The 23,294-nt window shown below is 36.0% G+C and carries 18 protein-coding genes; 15 read left to right on the top strand and 3 right to left on the bottom strand.

Annotated features, from left to right (window positions below; all coding sequences use genetic code 11):
* Positions 1–2 precede the first annotated feature (2 nt).
* Together UABHE_RS26180 and UABHE_RS26185 are read right to left on the bottom strand one after the other, a co-directional pair.
* On the bottom strand, positions 3–851 hold the full coding sequence (locus UABHE_RS26180; RefSeq protein ID WP_372366263.1) for a sulfurtransferase: 849 nt from the start codon (positions 849–851) through the stop codon (positions 3–5).
* 69 nt (positions 852–920) lie between these two features.
* Entirely contained in the window at positions 921–2,162 is a 1,242-nt protein-coding gene (locus UABHE_RS26185) for a hypothetical protein (protein WP_372366264.1), read from the bottom strand.
* A gap of 731 nt (positions 2,163–2,893) precedes the next feature.
* Between UABHE_RS26185 and xseB the strand changes: the two genes are divergently transcribed.
* The 14 genes from xseB (at position 2,894) to UABHE_RS26255 (ending at position 19,504) form a co-directional block, all read left to right on the top strand.
* Positions 2,894–3,127 carry an exodeoxyribonuclease VII small subunit gene (xseB, locus tag UABHE_RS26190; protein WP_372366265.1) on the top strand — a complete coding sequence of 78 codons (234 nt, stop codon included), beginning with the start codon at positions 2,894–2,896 and terminating at the stop codon, positions 3,125–3,127.
* 170 nt (positions 3,128–3,297) lie between these two features.
* Positions 3,298–4,173 carry a polyprenyl synthetase family protein gene (locus UABHE_RS26195; RefSeq protein WP_372366266.1) on the top strand — a complete coding sequence of 292 codons (876 nt, stop codon included), beginning with the start codon at positions 3,298–3,300 and terminating at the stop codon, positions 4,171–4,173.
* 1 nt (position 4,174) lies between these two features.
* Positions 4,175–5,017, top strand: coding sequence for an NAD(+)/NADH kinase (locus UABHE_RS26200; protein ID WP_372366267.1), 843 nt, complete (start codon positions 4,175–4,177; stop codon positions 5,015–5,017).
* A 217-nt stretch (positions 5,018–5,234) separates the two neighbouring features.
* Positions 5,235–5,969, top strand: a complete 735-nt coding sequence (locus UABHE_RS26205) for a metallophosphoesterase (protein ID WP_372366268.1) — start codon at positions 5,235–5,237, stop codon at positions 5,967–5,969.
* Positions 5,969–6,532, top strand: coding sequence for a uridine kinase (locus tag UABHE_RS26210; protein WP_372366269.1), 564 nt, complete (start codon positions 5,969–5,971; stop codon positions 6,530–6,532). The genes UABHE_RS26205 and UABHE_RS26210 overlap by 1 nt, the downstream gene beginning before the upstream one ends.
* A 136-nt stretch (positions 6,533–6,668) precedes the next feature.
* Entirely contained in the window at positions 6,669–7,403 is a 735-nt protein-coding gene (locus tag UABHE_RS26215) for a toll/interleukin-1 receptor domain-containing protein (RefSeq protein WP_372366270.1), read from the top strand.
* 116 nt (positions 7,404–7,519) lie between these two features.
* Positions 7,520–9,202 (top strand): energy-dependent translational throttle protein EttA, encoded by a 1,683-nt coding sequence (gene ettA / locus UABHE_RS26220; protein ID WP_372366271.1) that lies wholly within the window; start codon positions 7,520–7,522, stop codon positions 9,200–9,202.
* Positions 9,203–9,305: 103 nt separating this feature from the next.
* Positions 9,306–9,623, top strand: a complete 318-nt coding sequence (trxA, locus tag UABHE_RS26225) for a thioredoxin (protein ID WP_372366272.1) — start codon at positions 9,306–9,308, stop codon at positions 9,621–9,623.
* Between the two features lie 106 nt (positions 9,624–9,729).
* Positions 9,730–12,111 carry a hypothetical protein gene (locus tag UABHE_RS26230; RefSeq protein ID WP_372366273.1) on the top strand — a complete coding sequence of 794 codons (2,382 nt, stop codon included), beginning with the start codon at positions 9,730–9,732 and terminating at the stop codon, positions 12,109–12,111.
* Between the two features lie 39 nt (positions 12,112–12,150).
* The gene (locus UABHE_RS26235) at positions 12,151–14,406 is read left to right on the top strand and encodes a DUF3352 domain-containing protein (protein WP_372366274.1); all 2,256 of its coding nucleotides are present in this window, start codon (positions 12,151–12,153) and stop codon (positions 14,404–14,406) included.
* Between the two features lie 194 nt (positions 14,407–14,600).
* Positions 14,601–15,629: a phosphotransferase gene (locus tag UABHE_RS26240; RefSeq protein ID WP_372366275.1), complete on the top strand. Its 1,029-nt coding sequence runs from the start codon at positions 14,601–14,603 to the stop codon at positions 15,627–15,629.
* Positions 15,630–15,636: 7 nt separating this feature from the next.
* Positions 15,637–16,602, top strand: coding sequence for a nucleoside hydrolase (locus tag UABHE_RS26245; protein ID WP_372366276.1), 966 nt, complete (start codon positions 15,637–15,639; stop codon positions 16,600–16,602).
* An 86-nt stretch (positions 16,603–16,688) separates the two neighbouring features.
* Positions 16,689–17,273, top strand: a complete 585-nt coding sequence (locus tag UABHE_RS26250; protein ID WP_372366277.1) for a NifU family protein — start codon at positions 16,689–16,691, stop codon at positions 17,271–17,273.
* 8 nt (positions 17,274–17,281) lie between these two features.
* On the top strand, positions 17,282–19,504 hold the full coding sequence (locus UABHE_RS26255) for a bifunctional serine/threonine-protein kinase/formylglycine-generating enzyme family protein (RefSeq protein ID WP_372366278.1): 2,223 nt from the start codon (positions 17,282–17,284) through the stop codon (positions 19,502–19,504).
* A 43-nt stretch (positions 19,505–19,547) separates the two neighbouring features.
* Here the strand turns inward: UABHE_RS26255 and UABHE_RS26260 are convergent, their stop codons facing one another.
* Positions 19,548–20,570 carry a polysaccharide deacetylase family protein gene (locus tag UABHE_RS26260; protein ID WP_372366279.1) on the bottom strand — a complete coding sequence of 341 codons (1,023 nt, stop codon included), beginning with the start codon at positions 20,568–20,570 and terminating at the stop codon, positions 19,548–19,550.
* A gap of 259 nt (positions 20,571–20,829) precedes the next feature.
* Between UABHE_RS26260 and UABHE_RS26265 the strand changes: the two genes are divergently transcribed.
* Positions 20,830–23,175 (top strand): penicillin acylase family protein, encoded by a 2,346-nt coding sequence (locus UABHE_RS26265; RefSeq protein WP_372366280.1) that lies wholly within the window; start codon positions 20,830–20,832, stop codon positions 23,173–23,175.
* Positions 23,176–23,294 lie beyond the last annotated feature (119 nt).

Genomic DNA, 23,294 nt, shown 5'->3' on the forward strand with positions numbered 1-23,294 from the left:
TTCTATGGTCTTTCGATAGGAACACGTACGAGATTACCCCATTCTGTCCATGAACCATCATAGTTGCGCACGTTTTTATATCCTAGTAAATAGCGTAGTACAAACCACGTATGCGAAGATCGTTCTCCAATTCGACAGTAGACAACGACATCATCATTAATATCAATGCCAGCGCCTTCTTTATATAATTCGACAAGAGCTTGTCTACCTTTAAAAGTCCCATCTTCATTTGCGGCTTGAGACCACGGAACACTTTTAGCGCCAGGAATATGTCCGCCGCGCAAAGAACCTTCCTGTGGATAGTCAGGCATATGCAAAAGCTCGCCGGTAAATTCCCCAGGAGAACGAACATCAATAAGCGGCTTTTTCTGTTCTATATGATTGAGAACATGATCGCGAAAAGCGCGAATTTCTTCCTCGTTAACTTCTGAAACAGTATAGCTCTGCGCTGGAAACTCAACAATGTCTTTTGTCATTTCTCTGCCATCACTAATCCATTTTTGACGACCACCGTTTAATAATTTGCAATTTTTGTGCCCATACATCGTAAATGCCCAAAAAGCATAGCATGCCCACCAATTACTTTTATCACCATAAAAAACGACAGTAGTATCACTTCCTATGCCTTTTTTGTCCATCAAGTTCTCAAACTTTTCCTTGCTAATGTAATCGCGCATTAAATCATCTTGAAGATCATTTTGCCAGTCAATCTTAACAGCATTACGAATATGACCTGTATTGTATAACAAAATATCTTCGTTAGATTCAACAATACGAATGTTAGGATCGTCTATATGTTCTGCAAGCCAATCAGCACTTACAAGAACTTCTGGATGTGTATATTCACTCATGGATTATCCTTTGTAGTTAAATTGAGCGCAATCCCATAATTGCACCCGTTAAATTCGGTTTAAACAATGTTACTTATCTTTCCAAAAATGCAAAGGGCTTTTTTTCTTTGGTTTTTGTATTACAATTGTAGAAAGTTCCATCGCCATCGAACGAAGTAAAAGAACTTTCCGCTTTGAAAAATAATTCTTATCATCTATAACTGTCGGTATTAATTTTTTTCCTTCAACCATTTCTTTTAAACTTGCTAAATCTATTTGTAGCTCTTCCATCACTTCATTTTCATTATAATAATCTTTTAACTTTTCCTTCTTAGAAGTTTCACTTGAACTTTTGCCACCGAAAATACTCATTGGTTGTTTTACTGGTTTTTCAATAACAATAGTTGAGGACTCCATTGCCACAGACCGAAGCAAAGAAACTTTCTTTTTTGAGAAATAGTTCTTGTCATCTATAACTGTTGGTATTAACTTTTTTTGTTCAACCATTTCTTTCAAATCTGTTAAATCTACTTGCAATTCTTGCATGACTTCGTCTTCACTCAAGTAAAAACCAAGATTATCTATTGTATCAAAATGTTTTTGAGGAGTACTAATTGTAACACTTGGTTTTTCATTTTCAATCGGCGAATCAGACAAATTAGTAAGAGCATTTGTAAGAAACTCATCTCGTTTATTTAAAGAATTTACATCCACTTTAGTAAGAGAAACCTCTTCACTTTTAGTTGCTTCGCCTAAAGAGTCTTCATTGTCCTTTACTTCTTGTTGAATTTCTTCTTTTACTGTTTCGTCTAAAGAATCTTCATTGCCTTTTACTTCTTGTTGAATTTTTTCTTCTTTTATCGTTTCGTCTAGCGCACCTTCATTACCTTTTACTTCTTGCTGAATTTCTTCTTTTGCCGTTTCATCTAGCGTACCTTCATTACCTTTTACTTCTTGCTGAATTTCTTCTTTTGCCGTTTCATCTAGCGTACCTTCATTACCTTTTACTTCTTGCTGAATTTCTTCTTTTGCCGTTTCATCTAGCGTACCTTCGCTGTCATTTACAGAAACAACTGACATTTCAGGTAATGCCATACCAAAAGAAGACAGAGCATTTTGCAAACGTGTATTTTCCTTTTGCCAAGAACCAAAAGCATCTACCAAATCTTGAGTATCATTCAAAGTTTTTTTTGCTACAGGGATGAGATTAATCAAAGATTGTGTTGTGTTTTCTAAATTATTACGCAATGTCTCATCAGATATTTCACTTAAAACATTAGGAAGTATTTCTTTCAACTTATCTAAATGTTGTGATAGTTCATTTAAGGGCATCAACACTACCTTTCACTGATGAATTATATATTTAAACAAATACTTAGGATATATTCCTAAACCGTTTTATAGATTTTCCACATGCCTAAAATAGCAAAAATTCTTAATTCTGTAAAGGAACGAAAAAAACTGATGTTATTGTTATTGCAGCCATTTTACCTCTTATTTCAAAAAATCATTTCATGCTTCATTGACTCCAATAAGTACTAGACTAAAATCACGCGTTTAACAAATCACGTTTAAATTGATAGCCCTTTAAACTAACAATTAGTAAAACAAATGTTCGCATCGTTAAATTTTAATAGCAAATCTCAAGTAGTGAGGTACAAATTTTTTCAATTTTAATAAGACATTTAATAAATTTTCAAGACAAATGTTACTAGAATACATTTCTATTTATATTTTTACAAAACTCAAGTTACTTCAAGTAATAGCGCGGTCTTTCAAAAATCTATAATATTGTTATATACTTGAAAAAGTGATAAAGCCAGTGCTTAAAAATATCGAATTATAGGAAATATGAATACGGACACATCCAATGCAAATGCAAAAAGATTTGACAGCTAAAGAGAAAAGCAATAAGATAAACAAATTCTACCCACACTTGATATTGCAAGTTCTATAAAACTAATACAAAATACAGAAGCTTCGGAAAGCCCGAAGATTTACAATTTCGCTTGCAATAATAACAAGGAGGTGCTTGGTATTCACATACCATGTGCTTATTTAATATGAATGAAAAAGAAACTTTTGAAACTTCTATCAAGCGTTTAGAACAAATAGTTGGTGAACTGGAAAGAGGAGACTTACCGCTAGAAGAATCCCTTGCAAAATATGAAGAAGGAATAGAACGATTGCGAAGATGTCACTCGATGCTTGAAGATACCAAAAAAAAGATCGTAATGTTAACAAAAAATCCCGACGGATCATTAAAAGAAGATGATTTTGAAGGCAAAAAACATTAACATACTCCATTATTATCACCAAATAGCTGTTTTAGTATAAATATACAAGCGACAATCGATATTTTATCCTAAGAAAGGAGATACGAGGTTTACATAGGTTTCCAAGCATACTTAATCATTTGTTAAGTAATAATCCCTACTCCTTTGTTAAAGGAGCCTCGTGTAATACAATGGAATATCCACAGCTAATAACAACAACAAGAGCTGAACTCGAAGAGTTTTTATCAGGTGCAATTCCGCAAAATCAAGCCTACCTTCAATTACTACTCGAAGCAATGCGCTATAGTGTTCTTGGTGGTGGTAAACGTTTACGTGGTATTATCACAATAACCGTTTGTCGTCTTCTTGGCGGTGACGATGTAAACTCTTTTCCTGTAGCCAGCGCCATTGAAATGATCCATGCTTATTCTTTAGTTCACGATGATTTACCAGCAATGGACAATGATGACTATCGCCGTGGAAAATTATCTACACACAAGAAATATGGCGAAGATATAGGTATACTAGCAGGAGATGCACTTTTAACTCATGCTTTTTGGATAATTGCTGCTCAAACCAAGGATAAAACGATTGTTCCTCAACTCATAGAAGATGTTGCACTTCTTTCAGGAATTGGCGGAATGGTTGCAGGACAAATCAACGATATCGCTAGTGAAAATACTGAAATTTCCTTAGAAAAATTAAATTACATTCATCGCAATAAAACAGGCGCACTTATTGCCTTATCATCTAAGTGTGGCGCCGTTTGCGCTAAGGCCTCTTCTTCGCGCATAGAAGCTCTAAATTTATTTGGTGAAAAAATAGGACTTGCATTCCAAATAATGGACGACATTTTAGATGTAACAAGCACATCAGAAAAAATGGGAAAAGCTGTAGGTAAAGACAACGACAAAGGAAAAAATACTTATCCTAAATTTTTAGGCATAGAAAAATCACGTCAACGTGCCGAAGATTTAATCAGTGAAGCAAAAGAGCTCATTGTCGACATTCCTAACTCTGGTTTCTTAACATATTTAGCTGACTATGTAGTGAATCGAGAAAATTAAAATGGAAAAATTTGCCATTGTCGCAGATTTCAGTAAGTCAGAAGTTCGTAAAGCAGTGCGAGCTTTTCAATCATCTGACACTCCCATAAAATTAGTTGATTGTTTTGAAAAACCAGAACAATTAGACAACACTATCATTTCGCAAAAAAAAATAGAAGGTATCATAGTTTTTGGCGGAGATGGATTTATTTTATCTACAGCTCGTCAGTTAGAAGCTCCTATCCCTGTTGTTGGAATCAATTTTGGTAAAGTCGGTTTTTTAACAGAAGTGTCAGTAAACGAATTACCACAATGCATATCAAAAATTGTAAGTGGAGAATTTGTTATTAAAAAACGTATTATGCTGCACTGTGAAGTTATTCGTGATGGTAAAGTTATTAATGAAACTGTAGCACTTAATGATGGTGTCATTAAAAACATAGCTTCAAGAATGATCTGTTGCCAAATAAAAGTGAATGATGAAGAAATGTGTACTTACGGTGGGGATGGTGTTATTATCTCAACTCCAGTCGGATCTACAGCTTACTCGATGTCTGCAGGTGGCCCCGTACTCACACCAAATATGTGTGCAATTGTTATCACTCCTATTTGTCCTCATACACTTACGATGCGTCCAGTAATAATTCCTTCAGATAATGTCATTGAAATTTGTTTTTATCCTCCTTATCCTGGAGGTTGTATTTTTACTGCTGATGGTCAAGTATATTTTGATATTCACGAACACGATATCATTCGTATAAAGCAAGCAGAGAGATGTTTTCATATTTTAAACACCGGTAACAGAAATTTCTTCGATGTACTAAAAGAAAAATTTTCTTGGGGAGGTAAAAAATACCTTGTGTAACACACCCCAGGCACGTCCGCCTGGTATGTTAGAACAAATTTAGGGCTTGCCCTAACAAACAAATACCTTGGGTTATATTGCAAAACATCCCCAAAATCGTAAACGATTATTTAAGGAATGTGGCAAGTAATTTTCTCCATTTTACAATAAAAACCGCCACACCTTAACCACCAAAAATTAGGATATGTCCTAAAGATACAAGTTAGAAAGGCAGTATATGAAGTTAGGTCTTGTTGCTGACATTCATGCAAATTATGAAGCTTTATCCACAGTATTAGAACACTTCCAAAAAGAAAACGTAGATCAAGTTTATTGTTTGGGAGATATTGTAGGATACAATGCAAATCCTGCTGAATGCATAGAACTTTTATTAGAACACGGTGCTTTATGCATTAGTGGTAACCACGATCGATTTGTTTCTGGAGAAATTGACGCTGTAATCAGAAAAGAAACGCGCCATGTTATTGAGTACACTAGAAATATTTTAAGTACAGAGCAAATGGATTTCGTGTCATCTTTACCAGAAGAAAGATCTTTAGAAGACGTTGTTTTATTTGTTCACGGTTCTCCACGTCATAAAGATGAATACATCAATTCTCTACAAGTTGCCAAAAATAATTTGCAACTACTAAAAACTGAGCATCCAGGTGTTGGAGTGTGTTTTTATGGACATACTCATTTACCTTATATTATTTCTTCAAAGTACATCGAAACAGATATTCACAAAAGTACTAGTTTTCAACTAGATCGTAATCTAACGTATCTTATTAATCCTGGAAGTGTAGGACAACCCCGAGACCAATGTCCACTTTCTTCATGCGCTATTCTCGACACAGATGAGTATAAAATTCATTACTACCGTTTAGAATACGATATAGCAACAACACAACAAAAAATAAGAGACATTGGTTTTGATCATAAAATTGCCGATAGGTTAGCAAAGGGAAGATAATGAACAAACGACGCCGTATAGTTGCGATTTGTGGGCGTAGTGGTAGTGGAAAATCTTTTTTAGTAAAACGATTTACCAACTATGTAAAAGTCGGAACAGACGATTTTTACATAGGTAAATCGAAAATGGAACCAGACGAGGATGGCGTATATAATTTTGACAATCCTAATACTGTAGATCTTGAAGCCTGTGCTAAAGTAGTAATTGACTTAGCTGAATCACCAACAGGCACAAAAATTACCACTCCTCGCTACGATATGAAAATTTCGGAGCCAGCTGGTACAAGAACATTAATTACACCAAACGAAGAAGGAATAGTTGTAGTGGAAGGTATATTTTCTTTCCATCCACCTCTTCTAGACTTAGCAACTCTACGGATTTTTATGGATCCGCCTCCAGAGGTTATTCTTGCCCGTAGATACCGTCGTGATATTGAAGAAAGAGGACGTACACCAAGAAGCATTTTAAAACAATACCCTAGCGTTATTGAAGGCTACGAAACTTATATTCGTCCTATGCGTAAATTTGCAGATCTTGTTATTGACTTTGGTTGTTTAATTTAAAACAAACAACATTAACAGTAATATCGTATAATCTTTCGAATTATTCGCTTCAGCTTAGCAATTGTAGGTCTCACAATTTTTTCGGCTCAAAAACTTCAATTCAATTTTATGGTATGTTCGAAATAAGGAAAACAAAATGGGGATTCTCGTTTTTATTAGTTACGCAACACCTGATTCAGAAACATTTCAAATTTCTGAAATAGCGAAATCATTAAAAAATCGTGATCAAATCGCAGATGTTCTTTATTGGGAAGAACATATGCACGACGATATTATGAAATATATGAATGACAATTTAGCAAAATGTCATGTGGTTTTGGTTTTTTGTACAAACAACTCTTTTGATTCAGAATCTGTTCAGTTAGAGTGGATGACAGGAATTAAGTTAAAGAAGAAAGTCATACCTATTTTTATGAGCCCTGATGATATTCCTCCTCTTCTGACAACAAAACTAGGAATTGAATTTAGTAAAGATAAATTTGCAGCAACAGTAGATAAAATGTATAGCCTTATCCTAAAGAAACACGAAGGCGTTGAAATAAACATCACTGATAGCCAAGGGCATGTTACCATAGATAAATTTTCTTTAGACATGGATATTGAAGATTTAACCACAAAAGTGGCAGACGCCATGTTTAATGATCACAAAGAAGTGATAGTGGGTAAATACCAATACTGGGTAAAAAAATACAAATCTAATGGTGTTCATTTTGTTGATATTAAGCCCTACCGTTTTTTAGAACAAAACCCCAATAAACCTTCGCAATACGGTAAAATGGCAAAAGCAGGACACAAAGTAATATGGGTGACCAAAAACGGTAATTATTTCGCGCGTTGGGTTGACGGTCAGTTTTACTATATAGGGAACTAGGAATGTGATGGAAAATAATTTCCGCATCCCTAATAGCCCCAAACAAAATATTATTGGAACAGAAAACAGGTCGCGTATAAACGCGACCATATTTATTTAGGTAAACAGGAGAATGATTGATGTCCTATCAATACACATATGTAATGAAGGGTGTTAGCAAAGTATATCCGAGTAGTGATAAAAAGATTCTAAAAGATATTTGGCTTTCTTTTATACCAGGAGCCAAAATCGGAGTGATTGGACACAACGGATCAGGAAAAAGTACTTTACTACGTATAATTTCAGGGCAAGACACTGCTTTTGAAGGCGAAGCTTGGCCTGCAAAGGGAGTAAAAATAGGCTACCTTCAACAAGAACCGCAACTTGATAAAAATAAAAATGTATTACAGAATATAATGGAAGGTGTTGCTGAAAAACAAAGTGTCTTAGATCGTTACGAAAAAGTAAATGATCTTTTTGCAGAAGTCACTGACGATGAAGGAATGAATGCCCTTATCGAAGAACAAGCCAAGTTACAAGAGCAAATTGATGCAGAAAATCTCTGGGAACTAGATCGGCAAATTGAAATGGCAATGGATGCGTTGCGTTGTCCTCCTGGAGAAAAAGAAGTAGAAAATTTATCTGGTGGAGAAAAAAGGCGCGTTGCCTTGTGCCAATTACTATTACAAAAACCAGATATGCTACTTTTAGATGAACCAACAAACCACTTAGATGCTGAATCAGTAGCATGGTTAGAACGTTTTTTGAGCGAATATGCTGGGACAGTAGTTCTTATCACTCACGATCGTTACTTTCTGGACAACGTAACAGGTTGGATTTTGGAACTAGATCGCGGCGAAGGAATTCCGTGGGAAGGCAATTACTCTACGTGGCTTGAGCAAAAGCACAAACGTCTAAAACAAGAAGAAAAACGAGAATCTGCAAGACAAAAGTACTTACAAAAAGAATTAGACTGGGTACGACAGTCTCCTAAAGCAAGACAAGCAAAAAATAAGGCGCGTATTCGTTCTTATAATGAACTAGCAGAAAAAGAACAAACCAAAATACCTGGTATAGCACAAATAGTAATACCAAACGGACCAAGACTAGGAAATCTAGTTGTCGAAGGCAAAAATATTCGCAAAGCCTACGGAGAGAAACTGCTAATCGACGATTTCAGTTTTAGACTACCGCCAGGAGGAATTGTTGGTATTATTGGTGCAAACGGCGCTGGAAAAACAACACTATTTCGCATGATCTCGCAAAGTGTAGAACCAGATTCTGGAGAATTAAAATTTGGGGAAACAGTTAAGATCGGTTGTGTCGATCAATCACGTGATACTCTAGATGATGAAAAAACAGTGTGGGAAGAAATATCTGGCGGACAAGATGAAATTTCTTTAGGAAAAAGAATGGCGAAAAGTCGCGCTTATTGTGCATCTTTCAATTTTCGCGGCGGTGACCAACAAAAACTCGTCGGAGTTTTGTCGGGTGGAGAGCGCAATCGCGTTCATTTATCAAAAATGTTAAGAGAACACGTCAACTTACTACTTCTCGATGAACCTACCAACGATTTGGATGTTGAAACTCTACGCGCACTGGAAGAAGCAATCAACGATTTTGCAGGAAGCGTTATGGTCATATCTCACGATAGATGGTTTTTAGATCGCCTTGCTACGCATATCATTGCCTTTGAAGGGGATAGTAAAGTAGTATGGTTCGAAGGAAACTACGAGGCATATGAAGCAGACCGCCGCGAAAGATTAGGTGAAGATGCAGACAAACCAAGGCAAATAAAATACAAACCTCTTAGCATATAGAGCGTCTTAATATATTTTTTTAAATTTTTTTTAAACAAAAATACTTTTTTTTACGTATTTAGGACATATCAACAAGCCCTAACTATTACTTGGGAGAATTAAAGTGAAACAAATACAAAATGCAAATGAATTTGAAGCCGAAGTTCTAAAAAATGAAAAGCCTGTTGTTGTAGATTTTTTCACTGAGTGGTGCAGCCCTTGCCGTGCACTAGCGCCTATTCTAGAAGAAATTTCTAACGAACGCGAAGATATTGTAATGGCTAAAGTAGATGCTGGAAACTTAGCTGATCTAGCCCAAAAATATGGGGTTATGGCATTTCCAACTTTAATGTATTTTAAAGGAGAAAATGTAGCTTCGACTCTTACAGGTCTACGTTCAAAAGATGCTTTACTCAAATGGATAGACGAACAAGGCTCATAGTTAAGGGCATACCTTCATTTTAGATTTTTGTATCATAAATGTTACCCTAGTTACTGGTCCTATCCTTTGAAAATTAAACCAAGCTCTATTTTAGAAAGGATTTTCTATGAAAAAATATGCCAAATTTACATTGTATTTGGCATTAATTCTCATGACAACCCTATCAGTTCACGCTGAAGAAGAGAATTTTTCGCTAATTAATCAGTTGCCAAATCGTAGCTTAGCTATAGCCCACTGGCCTAACATACCACAAACTATTGATGCTTTTCAAAAAACATCTTTGTATCAGTTATTCAAAGATCCTGAAACAAAGATGTTTATTGATTCAATATATGATATCGCAAAACCACAGGTAGAAGGTTTTCTACAACAAACGCAGCAACAATTTGGTATTTCTCTAGAAGACGCTTTAGGTATTTTCCAAGGTGAAGTCACTTTAGCACTTGTGGATATCGACCTTCGTAAAGAAGCGGTAGGCGCTGTAGTAGCCATTGAGTTCGGAGAAAATGGTGCGACAGTAAACAAGGCTATTGAACTACTTAAGCAAATGACTGGTGCAACATTTTTATCTGTATCGCACGAAAATGTTGAGGTTTTACTTCTACAACAATCACCACCAAATACTACCGTTTGCTATGCAATCGTTGGCAATTCTTTGGTAATTTGTTCTGACGAAGAGCTAATGAAAGAACTAATTACAGGCAAAAGCAACAAGCTAAACAACAGTGTAAACTTCAAAACTGTACTTTCCAAGGTTTTTCCAGAAGGCTCTGTCCCGTCAAAAATGATGTACTTGAACATAGAGCAGTTGCTACAACAATTTTCTCCGATGATACCACCTCAAGCACAACAAATCGGTGGGATGCTTGGACTTATGAGTATAAAGTCGATTGCAGCAGGAGGTACGATTACTGGACCAAGAATTGGCACCACTCTTTTTCTTCAATGCGAAGACAAAAAAGGCATCATGTCATTATTCGACTTTGGTGGAGTTCAAGAAGACAACACAGCTAAAATACCTCACGATAGTATCTCTGCATCCTTAATGCATGTTGATTATAACGAATTTTTTGCTAAAGTAGAATCAACACTACAAGAACTTGATCCGCGCGGTGGTCTCCTAGAACAGTACAAACAAGGTAGCGCGCAACTCTCGCAAATGCTCGGGTTTTCCTTAAAAGATGATTTTTTTGCTTCTTTAGGTGCAGAAAGCTATTCATTTGCCTACATGCCAAAAGAAGGAGGATTAGTTCCTCGAGGTATAAGTTCTCTAGAAATAAGAGATGTTGATAAATTTATGTCAGTTGTACATAGTATTTGTGAGCGCGTACAACTTGATATTAAACAAATAAACATTGACGGTATCACTTTACAATATCTATCAACACCTCTAGGTGAATTAGGGAAAGATCCATTCAAGAAATTGGAAAAAAATCCAATGCAAGGTTTTATTCTCGGTCTTGGATTAGGATTATCTGGAGTAGCATTTTTCATAGAAAATAATTATCTTTATATGGCAGGAAACGTTCACGACGCAAAAGATTTTATTGCAAATCGCGGAAGCTGGGAAAAGTCTCTTGCTGAAAATGAAGATTTTATAACTGTAAAAAAACATATTCCTCAAAATAGTTCACTTTTTGTATACTCTGATTTACGCAAACCATTTTGCCAAATATGGAACACTATAACTCCGATACTCCGTCCTTTTGATGGCGCTATTCGTAGTTTAGGCATTCCATTTGATAGCGCTCTACTGCCACGTGCAAAAACAATTAGCCGTTATTTAACACCTGGAAGTTTAAGTTACACATGCGACAAGCACGGTTTTCTTTTAGCTTCTAACGGAACAATCGAAGCAACAGCGCCTATAATCGCTGTATCTGGTGTTGCTCTGGCAGCCTCTGTTGCAGTACCTGGATTTCTTCGTGCGCGAATGTCTGCAAATGAAGCATCTGCGATGGCAACCTTAAAATCAATAACAACCTCACAAATGCTTTTTCAATCATCAAATGCTGTTGACCAAAATCAAAATGGAATGGGCGAATACGCTTTTTTACAAGAATTAACTGGACAAATAAACGTGCGTGGAACCAATGCTCCTGCTAGTCCTGGTTATTTGAGTTCTTTCAATTTTGAGCAAGGAATCGCAGCGAAAAGTGGTTACTATTTTTACTGTTACTTGCCTGGTACAGACACTGCGATAGGTGAAAAGAATTTCTCTGGCGAGCTCAATGAAAGTGCAGCGACTCTACAAGAACAATCTTTTGTAGTATATGCATGGCCTGAGTCACATGGATCAACAGGAAATCGCGTTTTTGCTATCAACCAAAATGGTGAAATTATCTCTTGTTATGCTAGTACATACAATCTTTGGAATATACCATCTGCTAACGCTGCGTATGTCGACCAAAAAGATTCTACTAACCTACAAGGAAATTTTGCAGTAAACGATATGGGCCAAGACGGCAATTATTGGTATTCAGAATAAGTGAGCGTATTGCTCGTTTTTGTTTAAAAGAGGTTTATAATGCAAAAAATATTTTTGTGTATCGCTATGGCCATGCTGGTGTGTGCAAATGCACAAGACAATTTTCAACTTTATAATCAGTTGCCAGAGCGTACATTAGTAACGTGGCGTATGCCTAATGTTTCTGAGTCTAGATCTGCAATGAAGGAATCTGCACTTTCTAAACTATTTAACGAACCTGAAGTACAAAATTTCATAAAAAAGACAATAGATCCATTTAAAATGCATTTAGATGGAGCTATGGGACAAGCATCACAGATTTTAGGAATGCCATTAGAAAAAGCTCTTGGTATTTTCCATGGTGAAGTTGCACTTGCTATTGTGGATATTAACCCTCAGCAGCAAAGCGTTGGAGCTGTTCTCTCTATAGACTTCGGAGACAACCGCGAAGCAATAGACTCTCTTCTTAACCTGGCAAAACAAAGCACAGGTTTTACTTTTGCGGAACAACAACATGGCGAGTACACACTACACAGTGTAGAACAAATGCCTCCACATATGAGAGTTACTTATACAATTATAGGCAACACTCTCGTTATTGGGTCGCAAGACACACTTTTAAAACAGATAATCTCTGGTACAGATTCAGTTCTTTTAAAAGACACCGAAAATGTAAAAGCTGTGGCCGCACAAGTGCACAGAAATGGTACCACTGTAGAGTCTCTCTATATCAACATTGAAGCAGCAATGAAACAATTCATGCCAATGGCACCTCCTCAAGTAGCTCCAATGATGGAAAAACTAGGGGTAGCAGGAATTAAAGCCATTGGAGTTGGAGTTAACGTTGCTGGTAACAACATCAATACAGATTTTTATATGCATGTTCCCGGTGAAAAAAACGGAGTTATGTCTTTACTAGATATAGAGCCAGTATCAACAAACGTCCTCAAGTACATCCCTAAGCACAGTAATTCTGTTTCCTTAATGCGCTTTGATCTTCTAAAACAACTAAACAATATCAAAGCTGTTTTAGAAGATGTAGCTCCTGACGGCAGTTTGCTACAAATGTACGAGCAAATAATGTCCGAAATAGAAAGAGAACTTAAATTTTCTTTCGATAATGGTCTTCTCGAAACTGTTGGCACTCAACTTTATTCTTGCAGTTATATGCCAGAAGAAGGTGGACTCATTCCGCGCAATATTGGTGGAGTTGCGCTCAAAGACGCAGAAAAATTCTGGCAAATTGCAAATGATTTAGCCACTAATCACGAAATTTCTATTAAAAAAATCGAGTTCGCTGGTCAAACAATCCATTATTTTTCACAAAATACTGGTCAGTTGTTTAATATGCGTCCTTTCAAAGCTCTTCCAAAAATAGGAAATATTTCTGGTCAAGCTTTGCTGGTAGAAAATAACACTTTATATATGGCATCAAGTGTACAAGATATGAAGTCTTTTCTAGAAGATCGTCCAAAATGGAAAGAGAGTATAACCACAAACGCTGACTTTCAGGCACTACAAAAATTCCTGCCTAGTGAAGCTTCTTTTGTTATCTACTTAGATTTTCGCGAAATGTTCAACTATTTATGGAACACTGCCATACCAATACTTCGTTCTTTTGAAGGTATAGCACGCGCAGCAGGAGTTCCATTTAGCGTTGCTGATCTACCACAAGCAACAACAATAAGTCGTCATTTAAAACCACTCATGACTTCTTATGCTTCAACTAAAGATGGTATTTTAATGTCCTATACATCACCTATGACATTTATACTTCCAGGAGCTAGTGCAATAGGAGTTGGTGCGGCGATTGCCATTCCGATGGTAGAAAAGCAAAAACAGGCTGCGCGAAAAGAAATGGTAAGAAACCGTTTGCGAACCATCCTAACTGCGCAACAAATGTATAAATTAGATAGACAAAGTTATGGCTCTCTTGCAAACTTAACTGATAATAGTTATGTCTACGGTTTATATTCTTATAACAACGGAATGTTTGAAGATGGTTACTATCACTTCTATATATATCGCGCTGGTTCAGGAGAAGCGGTAGGCGAATCTTCTGCTGAAGAAAAAGAAGATGCTAGTTATGATAAATTTGTTGTTTACGCTTGGCCAATGTCCAAGGGTGATACGGTATATGCGATGAACCAAGAAGGAGATATCGTTGTTACTCAAACACAAAACTATAATTCTTGGGTCAAGCCAGAAGCAAACGCTGCATTTGCAATAGATGCAGAAAATGCCAACAGTCTTCAAGGAAGTTTTGCTTCTGGAAACACTGGGCAAGACTCTAATTACTGGAAAGCTTTGGATTAAAACGCAGAGCGCGTCATCAATTAGAAAAGTACATTTTCACTTATGCTCTACATTCGTATAAGGTAATACTCATGATCTAATTAATGACAACCAGTTAACCATTCTAATGGTTTAGGCAAAATCGACAAACAAACTTAAGACAGACGTCATGGAATTCCATGACGTCTGTCTTGTTATATAGCAGGAATTACAAAATGGATAAACAAACATTCCACGCCACACATTCTAACTCTTATTTTTTAGAATCTAATATCAGAAGCATAAGTGATTATCTTTCACAGCAAAAGTATTTATTAACCAATGAACAAATCTCCAATGTAGAAGTCGCTGGCGAAGGAAATATGAACTGCACTTTACGTGTATTTAGCAATCAACGTACTTTCATTATCAAGCAATCGCGACCATGGGTAGAAAAATTCCCAAATATAGCGGCTCCAGTAGAAAGAGCTTTAATGGAAGGGGAATTCTACCAAAATATCAATAACAACAAAGATTTAACAAGCAACATGCCATGCTTATTACATATGGATAAAAAATCATATATACTAATCTTCGAAGACTTAGGTAACGCACAAGATTTTTCATATATTTATAATAATAAACTTATTTCTAGCGAACATGTAGAACAACTAACACTATTTTTAGCCAAACTACACAACACCAAAAGTAAAACAATTGAGAACACAGATATGCGTAAACTCAATTATGAGCATATTTATGTAATTCCTTTTCAAAATAACTTTATCAACTTAGACGAAATTACTCCTGGTTTAAACAATGTCGCTTGTGATTTTAGAACAAAACAAGACTACAAACATCAACTACAACTGTTGGGAAAGCTATATTTAGAAAATGGAAAAACTCTACTTCACGGCGATTACTATCCTGGAAGTTGGCTTATGACAGATAACGGTGTAAAAATCATTGATGCTGAATTTTGTTTCTCTGGACCTTGTGAGTTTGACATGGGAGTAATGATTGCACACCTACTTTTAGCAAAACAACCGCGTAGTTTTGTGTACAAAATTTTTGCACATTACAAAAAAATAAATTCTTTCGATGTCAAATTAGCATTTCGCTTTGCAGGAGTTGAAATCATGCGCCGTTTGCTTGGTGTTGCGCAACTACCTCTAAAATACAGTTTACAAGACAAACACAAACTACTAGAATTATCGTATCGTCTTGTAATAACACCTGATAATACATTATCCGAAACTGATTAGGAAAAACATGAAATTGATATCTATGTGTGTAATACTACTTTGCTCTATTTACACCCAAGAAAAAATCGATGTCTGGATCGATGCTGACCCAGCTGCTGGCATTCAGTATCGTGATGTTGATGATGCAGTAGCCTTATTACAAGCATTTCGTTCTCCAGAACTAAACATAGTTGGAATTAGCGTAGTTTTTGGTAACACAAGTCTTGAAAAAGGTTACCCTATAGCGCAATTTATTGTAAAAGAATTTAGCAAAAACAAAATTCCTGTTTATAAAGGCGCATCAGAAAATGATCCGGTTGGTTTAGAAACAGAAGCTTCAAAAAAAATGCTAGAAGCTCTCAAGGAGAAACCATTAACCATTCTAGCGCTTGGCCCTGTTACCAATGTTGCAACTGTAGTCAATAATCATCCAGAAATAACCAAGCAAATAAAAGAGATTATTGCTGTTGCAGGTAGACGACCAGGCGCAAGATTTCAAACAGGCACCAAAAATAACAAAGCGCATCGCGATTTTAATTTTGAAAGAGATTCCAAAAGTTTTGCTCAGTTACTAGAAAGCAACGTTCCCATTGTTCTAGCACCTTTCGAAATTTCATCACAAGTGTGGATCACAAAAAGCGACCTAGATTTATTAGAAAATCAAGGAGACGATGCTTGCAAGTGGCTTGTTCCTCACGCTAAAGGCTGGTTAAATTTATGGAAAGTAGTATTTGATGTTGAAGGTTTTAATCCCTTTGATACACTGGCAATTGCTTATTTAACATCGCCAAAGTTTATTACTTACGAAAATCTTCCTGTTGAAATTCAAATTTTAGAAGATGATGTAACAGAAGAACGAATGCAAGGAACAAAATCCAAAGAAAAACCGTATTTATTAGTGGCAAAAGATTTAAAAACTAAACGCTACGTAACTTATTGTTACAAAGTATCTAAAGAATTTAAACAAAACTTACTAAATCGTTTAATTAAGTAAGTTGCAAAAAATTTTCAACACGTAAGCTTATATACCTTAAAAAAATTTCGTAACTCATTTATAAAATAACTTTTAGGAATTCAGCTATGAGTGAAAAAATAGCAATAACCTGTCATCCGCAAATGGACCCACAAATATGTATGTTTGAAGTAGCATACAACATATATACTGGTCAAAAATATAACTTTAAAACACCCGAACAAGCACAAGGATCTCCATTAATAGAAAGATTATTCTCTATTAGTGGAATCGATCAAGTCTATGTAGAAAATAATTCACTATACGTTACGAAAAACACAATGGATCCGTGGCCACAGTTCGCCAAGAAAATAGGAACAGAAATTCGCGATTGTATAGCCAATGAAAAAGTGCTTATTTCTACTGATTTACAGGCAGAATTACCACAAGGAGATCTAGCAACACGCGTACAAGAAGTGTTAGATCAACATATTAATCCTGGTTTAGCAATGCATGGTGGTAGTGCAAATCTTCTTGAAGTAAAAAATAACGATGTGTATGTTGAATTATCAGGTGGATGCCAAGGATGTAGTATGGCTATGGCTACTCTAAAAAATGGTATTGAGAGTACTCTAAAACGAGAAATTCCAACGATCAATGCCGTATATGACCAAACAGACCATACCCAAGGGAGCAATCCTTATTTTTCGTAGGATAAAAGATGACTGATGACCTATCTGAAAATTTTCTCGCAAGCTTAAAAACAAGCAATGAAAAAGATTTCACCCAAAAGATACCAACATCCTTAAAAAGACATATAAAAAATTATCATATACATTCCCCTCTGGGAAAAGGAGGAATGGCAAGTGTTTATAAAGCGATTCATATACCATCACAAAAAATCGTGGCAATAAAGGTAATAACAAACGCCAAAAACAAGTATATATATGATCGTTTTATACGCGAATATAAGTTTTTATCTTCTGTTTGCCACGAAAATCTCATTCGTGCATATGAGTTATTTCAAGAAAACAATCAGATGTATATGGTTCTTGAGTTTGTAGAAGGAACATCTTTAGAAGATCTTTTTATAAGTGGAGTAAAAATTTCATTACAAGATCAACTGGTTATCGCAAATAAAATTTCCTGCGGAATTCAAATACTAAACACAACAGGTATTATTCACCGTGATATTAAACCCTCAAATATTATGGTTAATTTAGAAAAAGGTATTGTTAAAATACTTGATTTGGGTATAAGTAAAGATCTACACAACGAACATTCAACTAAGCTGACACTTGGAGGAAATGTTGTTGGAACACCAATGTACTTGAGTCCAGAACAAACCAAGGGCAAAGTAACACTAACAAGTGATATATTTGCTCTTGGAATTGTTCTATATCAATTATTTACGACAACAAAATACTCTCCTTTTAACAAAAAAAGCGCTATTGGTTGTATGATGGCAGTAAACGATGAAACTCCCCCACTAGTTAAAAATATAATCAAAACTACACCACAAAATATTGTACTTTATGAAGAGATATCCAATATTGTTGCCAAATCAATGGCTAAATCGCCTCAAGACAGGTGGCAAAATGCTGGGGTCATCGCTAATTTTTTCGCGCGTTTACATCATCAGTTAGTAAATCCGGTTATTAAAAACAAATTCAGTATAAGTATCATAGAACAAAGCTTGGTAGATTCACTTCACTCTATTAAAATTCAAATACAAGATAAAGATGTTGTAGCACAATATCAGTCTATTCCCAAACGCCGCACAAGACAAAAACCGCGACAACAAAAAAGCTCTAGTGCATTAATACTAAGTATTCTAACAGGAGCGGCAGTCAGCATTGTATTTTTTACATTGTATATGTCAGTAAATTCATCACAACAAAAACGCCAAAGACAAAAGACGCCTGTCAAAACTTCAATAATAAATAAAAAAAAGAGTCTTCCTATGGATGCAAATGTTTGGAAAAAATGCTGGAACGGCAAATATTTTGATTTTACAAATCAAAAATGGGAAGAACTGCAACATTATGAGAAACAACTTTTCGTAAACAAATATCAAATTTGGTATGCGCAAAACAATCACAACCTTCAAGATTTTCGCCAAGAATTTACCATCGCAAATGAAAAAATAAAGATGCTACTCATCCCTCCAGGAAAATTTTGGATGGGATCAAGAACAATTCCCCAGATACCTCGACGTCAAATTACCTTAAGTAAGCCATTTTGGATTAGTGAATCAGAATTTACTCAAAAACAATGGCGATCTGTTATGGGAGAAAATCATCGTCCATGGCAAGGGAAAACATTGATGCTTAATCCTTACAATAAAAAAAAATATCATGTTCGCGATCATAATACTCACCCCACAGCATTTGTCTCATGGAATTTAATTACAAAAATTTTATTGCGCAAACTAAACAATGAATATCGATTACCAACAGAAGCCGAATGGGAATATGCTTGTCGCGCAGGTACGAGCTCTTTATTTTTTTGGGGTAAAAATCCGCTTCTAATAACAACATATGCAAATGTTTATGACAAAGAAGCAGGCAAAAAATATTATGACCGCAGCACACAAATGTTGCTAAGCAGTAACCCAAGACTTGTACAACAATTTAGTTATTTGAAACCACTCCCAGTAAATGATGGATTTGTCGAAGTAACTTCGGTAAAGAGTTTTCGCGCAAATGCGTTTGGGCTTTACGATATGATAGGAAATGTTCTTGAATGGTGTGATGACAACTACACACCTTCAACACGAGAAGCAATAGATCCTGTGGGAACTAAATATGGAAAGCGAGTTGCTCGCGGTGGGAGTTGGAGCGGATACAGTTTTGTAATTTTTCGTTCAGAAGTGCGTGAGTTATATGAAGCAACCGACGCCAAGAGCCGTATTGGATTTCGCTTAGTGAAATCACTTAAATGATAATAAAAAAACCCCTGATAAAATCCAGGGATTCAAAAACCATCTATTTCAACCTCCACGCTTTTTGATTGCGCGTAAGAACTTTCCACTGAATAGAATTCTGTGCTTTTTCTTCCAAAATCTTTAAGTATTCGGGAAAAACATCGCCAGCTTTTAAAGCTTTACTCCATCCTGTTTGTTTCCGTTGCCATTCTTTCAATTTTACAAAATCAATAACGTGAATATTATTTTTCATTATCACTTCTTTTAATTCTGGGTCAGTAAAAATATCCACATCTGCTTGACGCATACTGTACGAATGAGTAATTTCTTTCAATTCTTTTGTTGCCAACGCTGGGTGAATGTAAACTTCGGTCACTCCAGGAGGTAAGTTTGCAAATAACTTTAAATAATATTCGCGTCTTTCTGGTAAATTTTTAGGCGCTTTAAAACTTCTTTCCAAATAATCGAGTATTGCAAAACCTTTTTTGCGAAAAGCATCTGTCATATCAAAATAAGGAACGCGGAAAGGAAGACCATATTCATAGGACAAAGACATTGCCAAAGCCATAAACTCAACACGATTAGTTTCCGTTCCATAAAACGATCCCATGTGTGAATCAAAATGCGACAAGTTTACTCCACGACTAATTGCGTAATCAAGTTGTGCGCGAACTTCTTCTTCAATTTCTTTCAAACTACCACTGCGTTCTACCTGTATTGATTCACGCCACATATAGCCTTCTTTGTCTACAAGTGTCATTTTTTTACCACTAACAGGCCGCCAACGATAGTTCTTCCACTCGCTAGTTAAAGCAACATGAATTCCAACATTTTGTAAATTATTTTTTAGAATGTATTCAATACTTTCATTAACCCAAGAGCAAGGGATCATCATTGTTGCAGAGGAAACAATCCCATATTCTAATACACGCTGTGTTCCTAAATTTTCAGCGTGACACATTCCATAATCATCAGCATTTATAATCACCACGCGATCATTCTTTTTGTAACCCAAAGACTCAGCTAAACTTTGTGCAGTACAAGGTAAAATAGTACACAAACATAAAAGAAAGAAACGATACATTGTTATATCCTTAATTGTAAATTAACAAGTTTCTAAACTCACAGAGGTTAATAATTTTCAATCGTGAGCGTGAACGAACTATTATAAACAAAAGAACTCCAATGTTCTACTATAGAGCCAAACTTTCTTAGGAATACTAACGCTACTACTTGAATATTAATCTTCGAGTACTAGGTACAAATTGTTATCTATTGCAAAACAAATATCGATTAAGTAAAATAAAGTCGTAATCGATATTTTATTATTCAGGAGGTCAAAAATGTACAAAATTTTATTTCTCGTTCTTGTATTCATTGCTGCACCAATCTTCGCCCAAAGCAGCATAGAAATTAAGCGCGATGATAAAGGAGTCTGGTTTATTACTGGGCCAGAAGATGCTAAGATCCACGATGTTTACGAAGCCGTAGGTTATTGCGTTGCAACAGATCGCTTATTCCAAGCAGAAAAATTTCGTTTAGGTGCTCGCGGAAAACTAGCTGCTTTGTTTGGCAGCGACCTGCTTGATGGAGATATTTTTATTCGCACTTTTGGTTATTCCGAAGAAGAAATGACCCAAGCTTTTGATGAGCTAGACCAAGAAGTTCAAAATGTGATACAAGGTTATGTCGGTGGTTTTAACAAGCGTATCGCTGAAATCCGCGAAGACAATAGTTTAATGCCTTTCGAGTTTATAACACTTGGTTTAGAACTAGAAAATTGGACAGTAAGTGATGTTCTTGCTTGGGTTGTTAGTTTACAAATGAATTTCGACCCTGAAGCATTAGATTTTACACAACTTGAAAATGGTAAGCTACTCGAGACTCTTGCCAAAAAACATCCTAAAAATTATATTAGTATGTTTGAAGATTTACGATGGACAAACGACCCTAAAGCACAAACTTATATTCCTGGTAAAGACACAAATATTACAACCATTTCTCCTGTAGAAAAAGATTTAAATTTATGGGAAACCATCGCTAACAGTAACATTTCTAAATCGGCAACTAATTTGACAAAAATGCGTAACAATCGCATTAATAGTCAGAAAAAAGTAAATGCTTACGTCAAAATGGGAAGTTACGCGTGGGTAGTATCTAAAGATCGTACAACTACCGGAAATCCAATTGTATATTCTGGACCACAAATGGGTTTTAGTACGCCTGCTATTTGTGTTGAGGGCTCTATCAACGCTGGAGGTATTCATATTTCAGGAATGACCGTTCCTGGAATTCCAGGAATCATTATTGGACGTACTCCACACCATGCATGGTCAATGCAAGTAGGACACGCCCATACTGTTGATTTCTATTTAGAAGATCCAGCAAACGTTCAACTAGATCGCGTAGAAACCATTAAAGTTTTGGGAGAACAAGACGCTCAAATTTCTATATACAAAACGCCCCATGGACCTGTCATTAGTCCAATGCCATATAATCCTGCAACATACAATCCAGAAAAAGATGGTCCTATTATTTCCTGGAAGTATGCACATCGTAATTACGATTTAAAATCTATCCAAGGCTGGTTACAATTAGCCAAGGCAAAAAGCATGGACGAATTTGCACAAGGAATTGAATATATGGGTGTAAGTCAGCATTTTACTTACGCTGATAAAAACGGTAACATTGCCTACTGGATGTCAGGTCGCGATCCACTGCGTAAACCTGGTGAATATCGTTTTCCACAACCAATTCAAAACCCACAAGAATGGGATGCTGCAGTACTAAGAGCGCGTTCAACAGATCGCAACAATGCCCAAGGTTATTATGGTGGATGGAACAATAAATCTAGCGTTGATTACGGTACTTACAATAGTTCTAGAGATCAATACGGTGTTTTCCAACGTACACATGTTATTCATGATTACCTAGCCGCAAAAGACAAGTTTAGTTTTGAAGATATTCGAAATTTAGCACTTCATATTGCTTCTACCGATTCTTTTCAAGGTGGAGGAAATGTCTGGAAATTTGTAGAAAAAGACTTTGGTGCAGCAGTAAAGAAAAACTCTAATCCTAAACGACTAGCTGCTCTGAAGATGCTTTCTGATTGGGATGGACATTTTGTAGCAGGCGATTGGGCAACAGGACAAGACCGCGCTGACGGATGGATATTAGCTAATAAATGGGTAGACAATGTAACCAAAAAAATATTTAGCGATGAACTCAAAGATATTTACCAAGAACAAAGAAAAGATATCTTGTTTAATGTACTACTACATGCTTTAGATAAAAGCAAAGACGGCGTGCAAAATAAATATGATTGGTTTGCCGATTCGGAAACAAAATCACCACAAAACATTGATGATATTGTCGTTGAAGCTCTAGATGAAACCCTAAAACAATTAGGAAAGAATCCATGGGGTAAAGGACAGCGCGGTTCTATTAACTTTGAACATGAAATACTAGGAAAAGTTCATTCAATGCCAAGAACCAAGCGTTCCACTTATGCACATATTGTTGAAATGGGAAAAGATGGTCCACAACGTATAGAAAGCATGTTACCTCTAGGACAATCAGGGACTATTTTGTTTAAAGGTCTCGAACCAATATTTGATCCACATTTCTTCACCATGGCACCGCTTTTCGACATTTTTGAAATGCGAAAATTTCCATTATTCGACAAATAAAAATTACTTACACAAGACACAGAGATAACTTAGTATTATTTCTGTGTCTTGTTTTGTAAAAAATATTTAAGGTGCGTCGGCATTTTAAAGAATATCTTTTATGTTCGAAACAGGGAAAA

It is taken from the genome of Candidatus Uabimicrobium helgolandensis (genome assembly GCF_041508025.1).
GTDB classification, from domain to species: Bacteria; Planctomycetota; Uabimicrobiia; order Uabimicrobiales; family Uabimicrobiaceae; genus Uabimicrobium; species Uabimicrobium helgolandensis.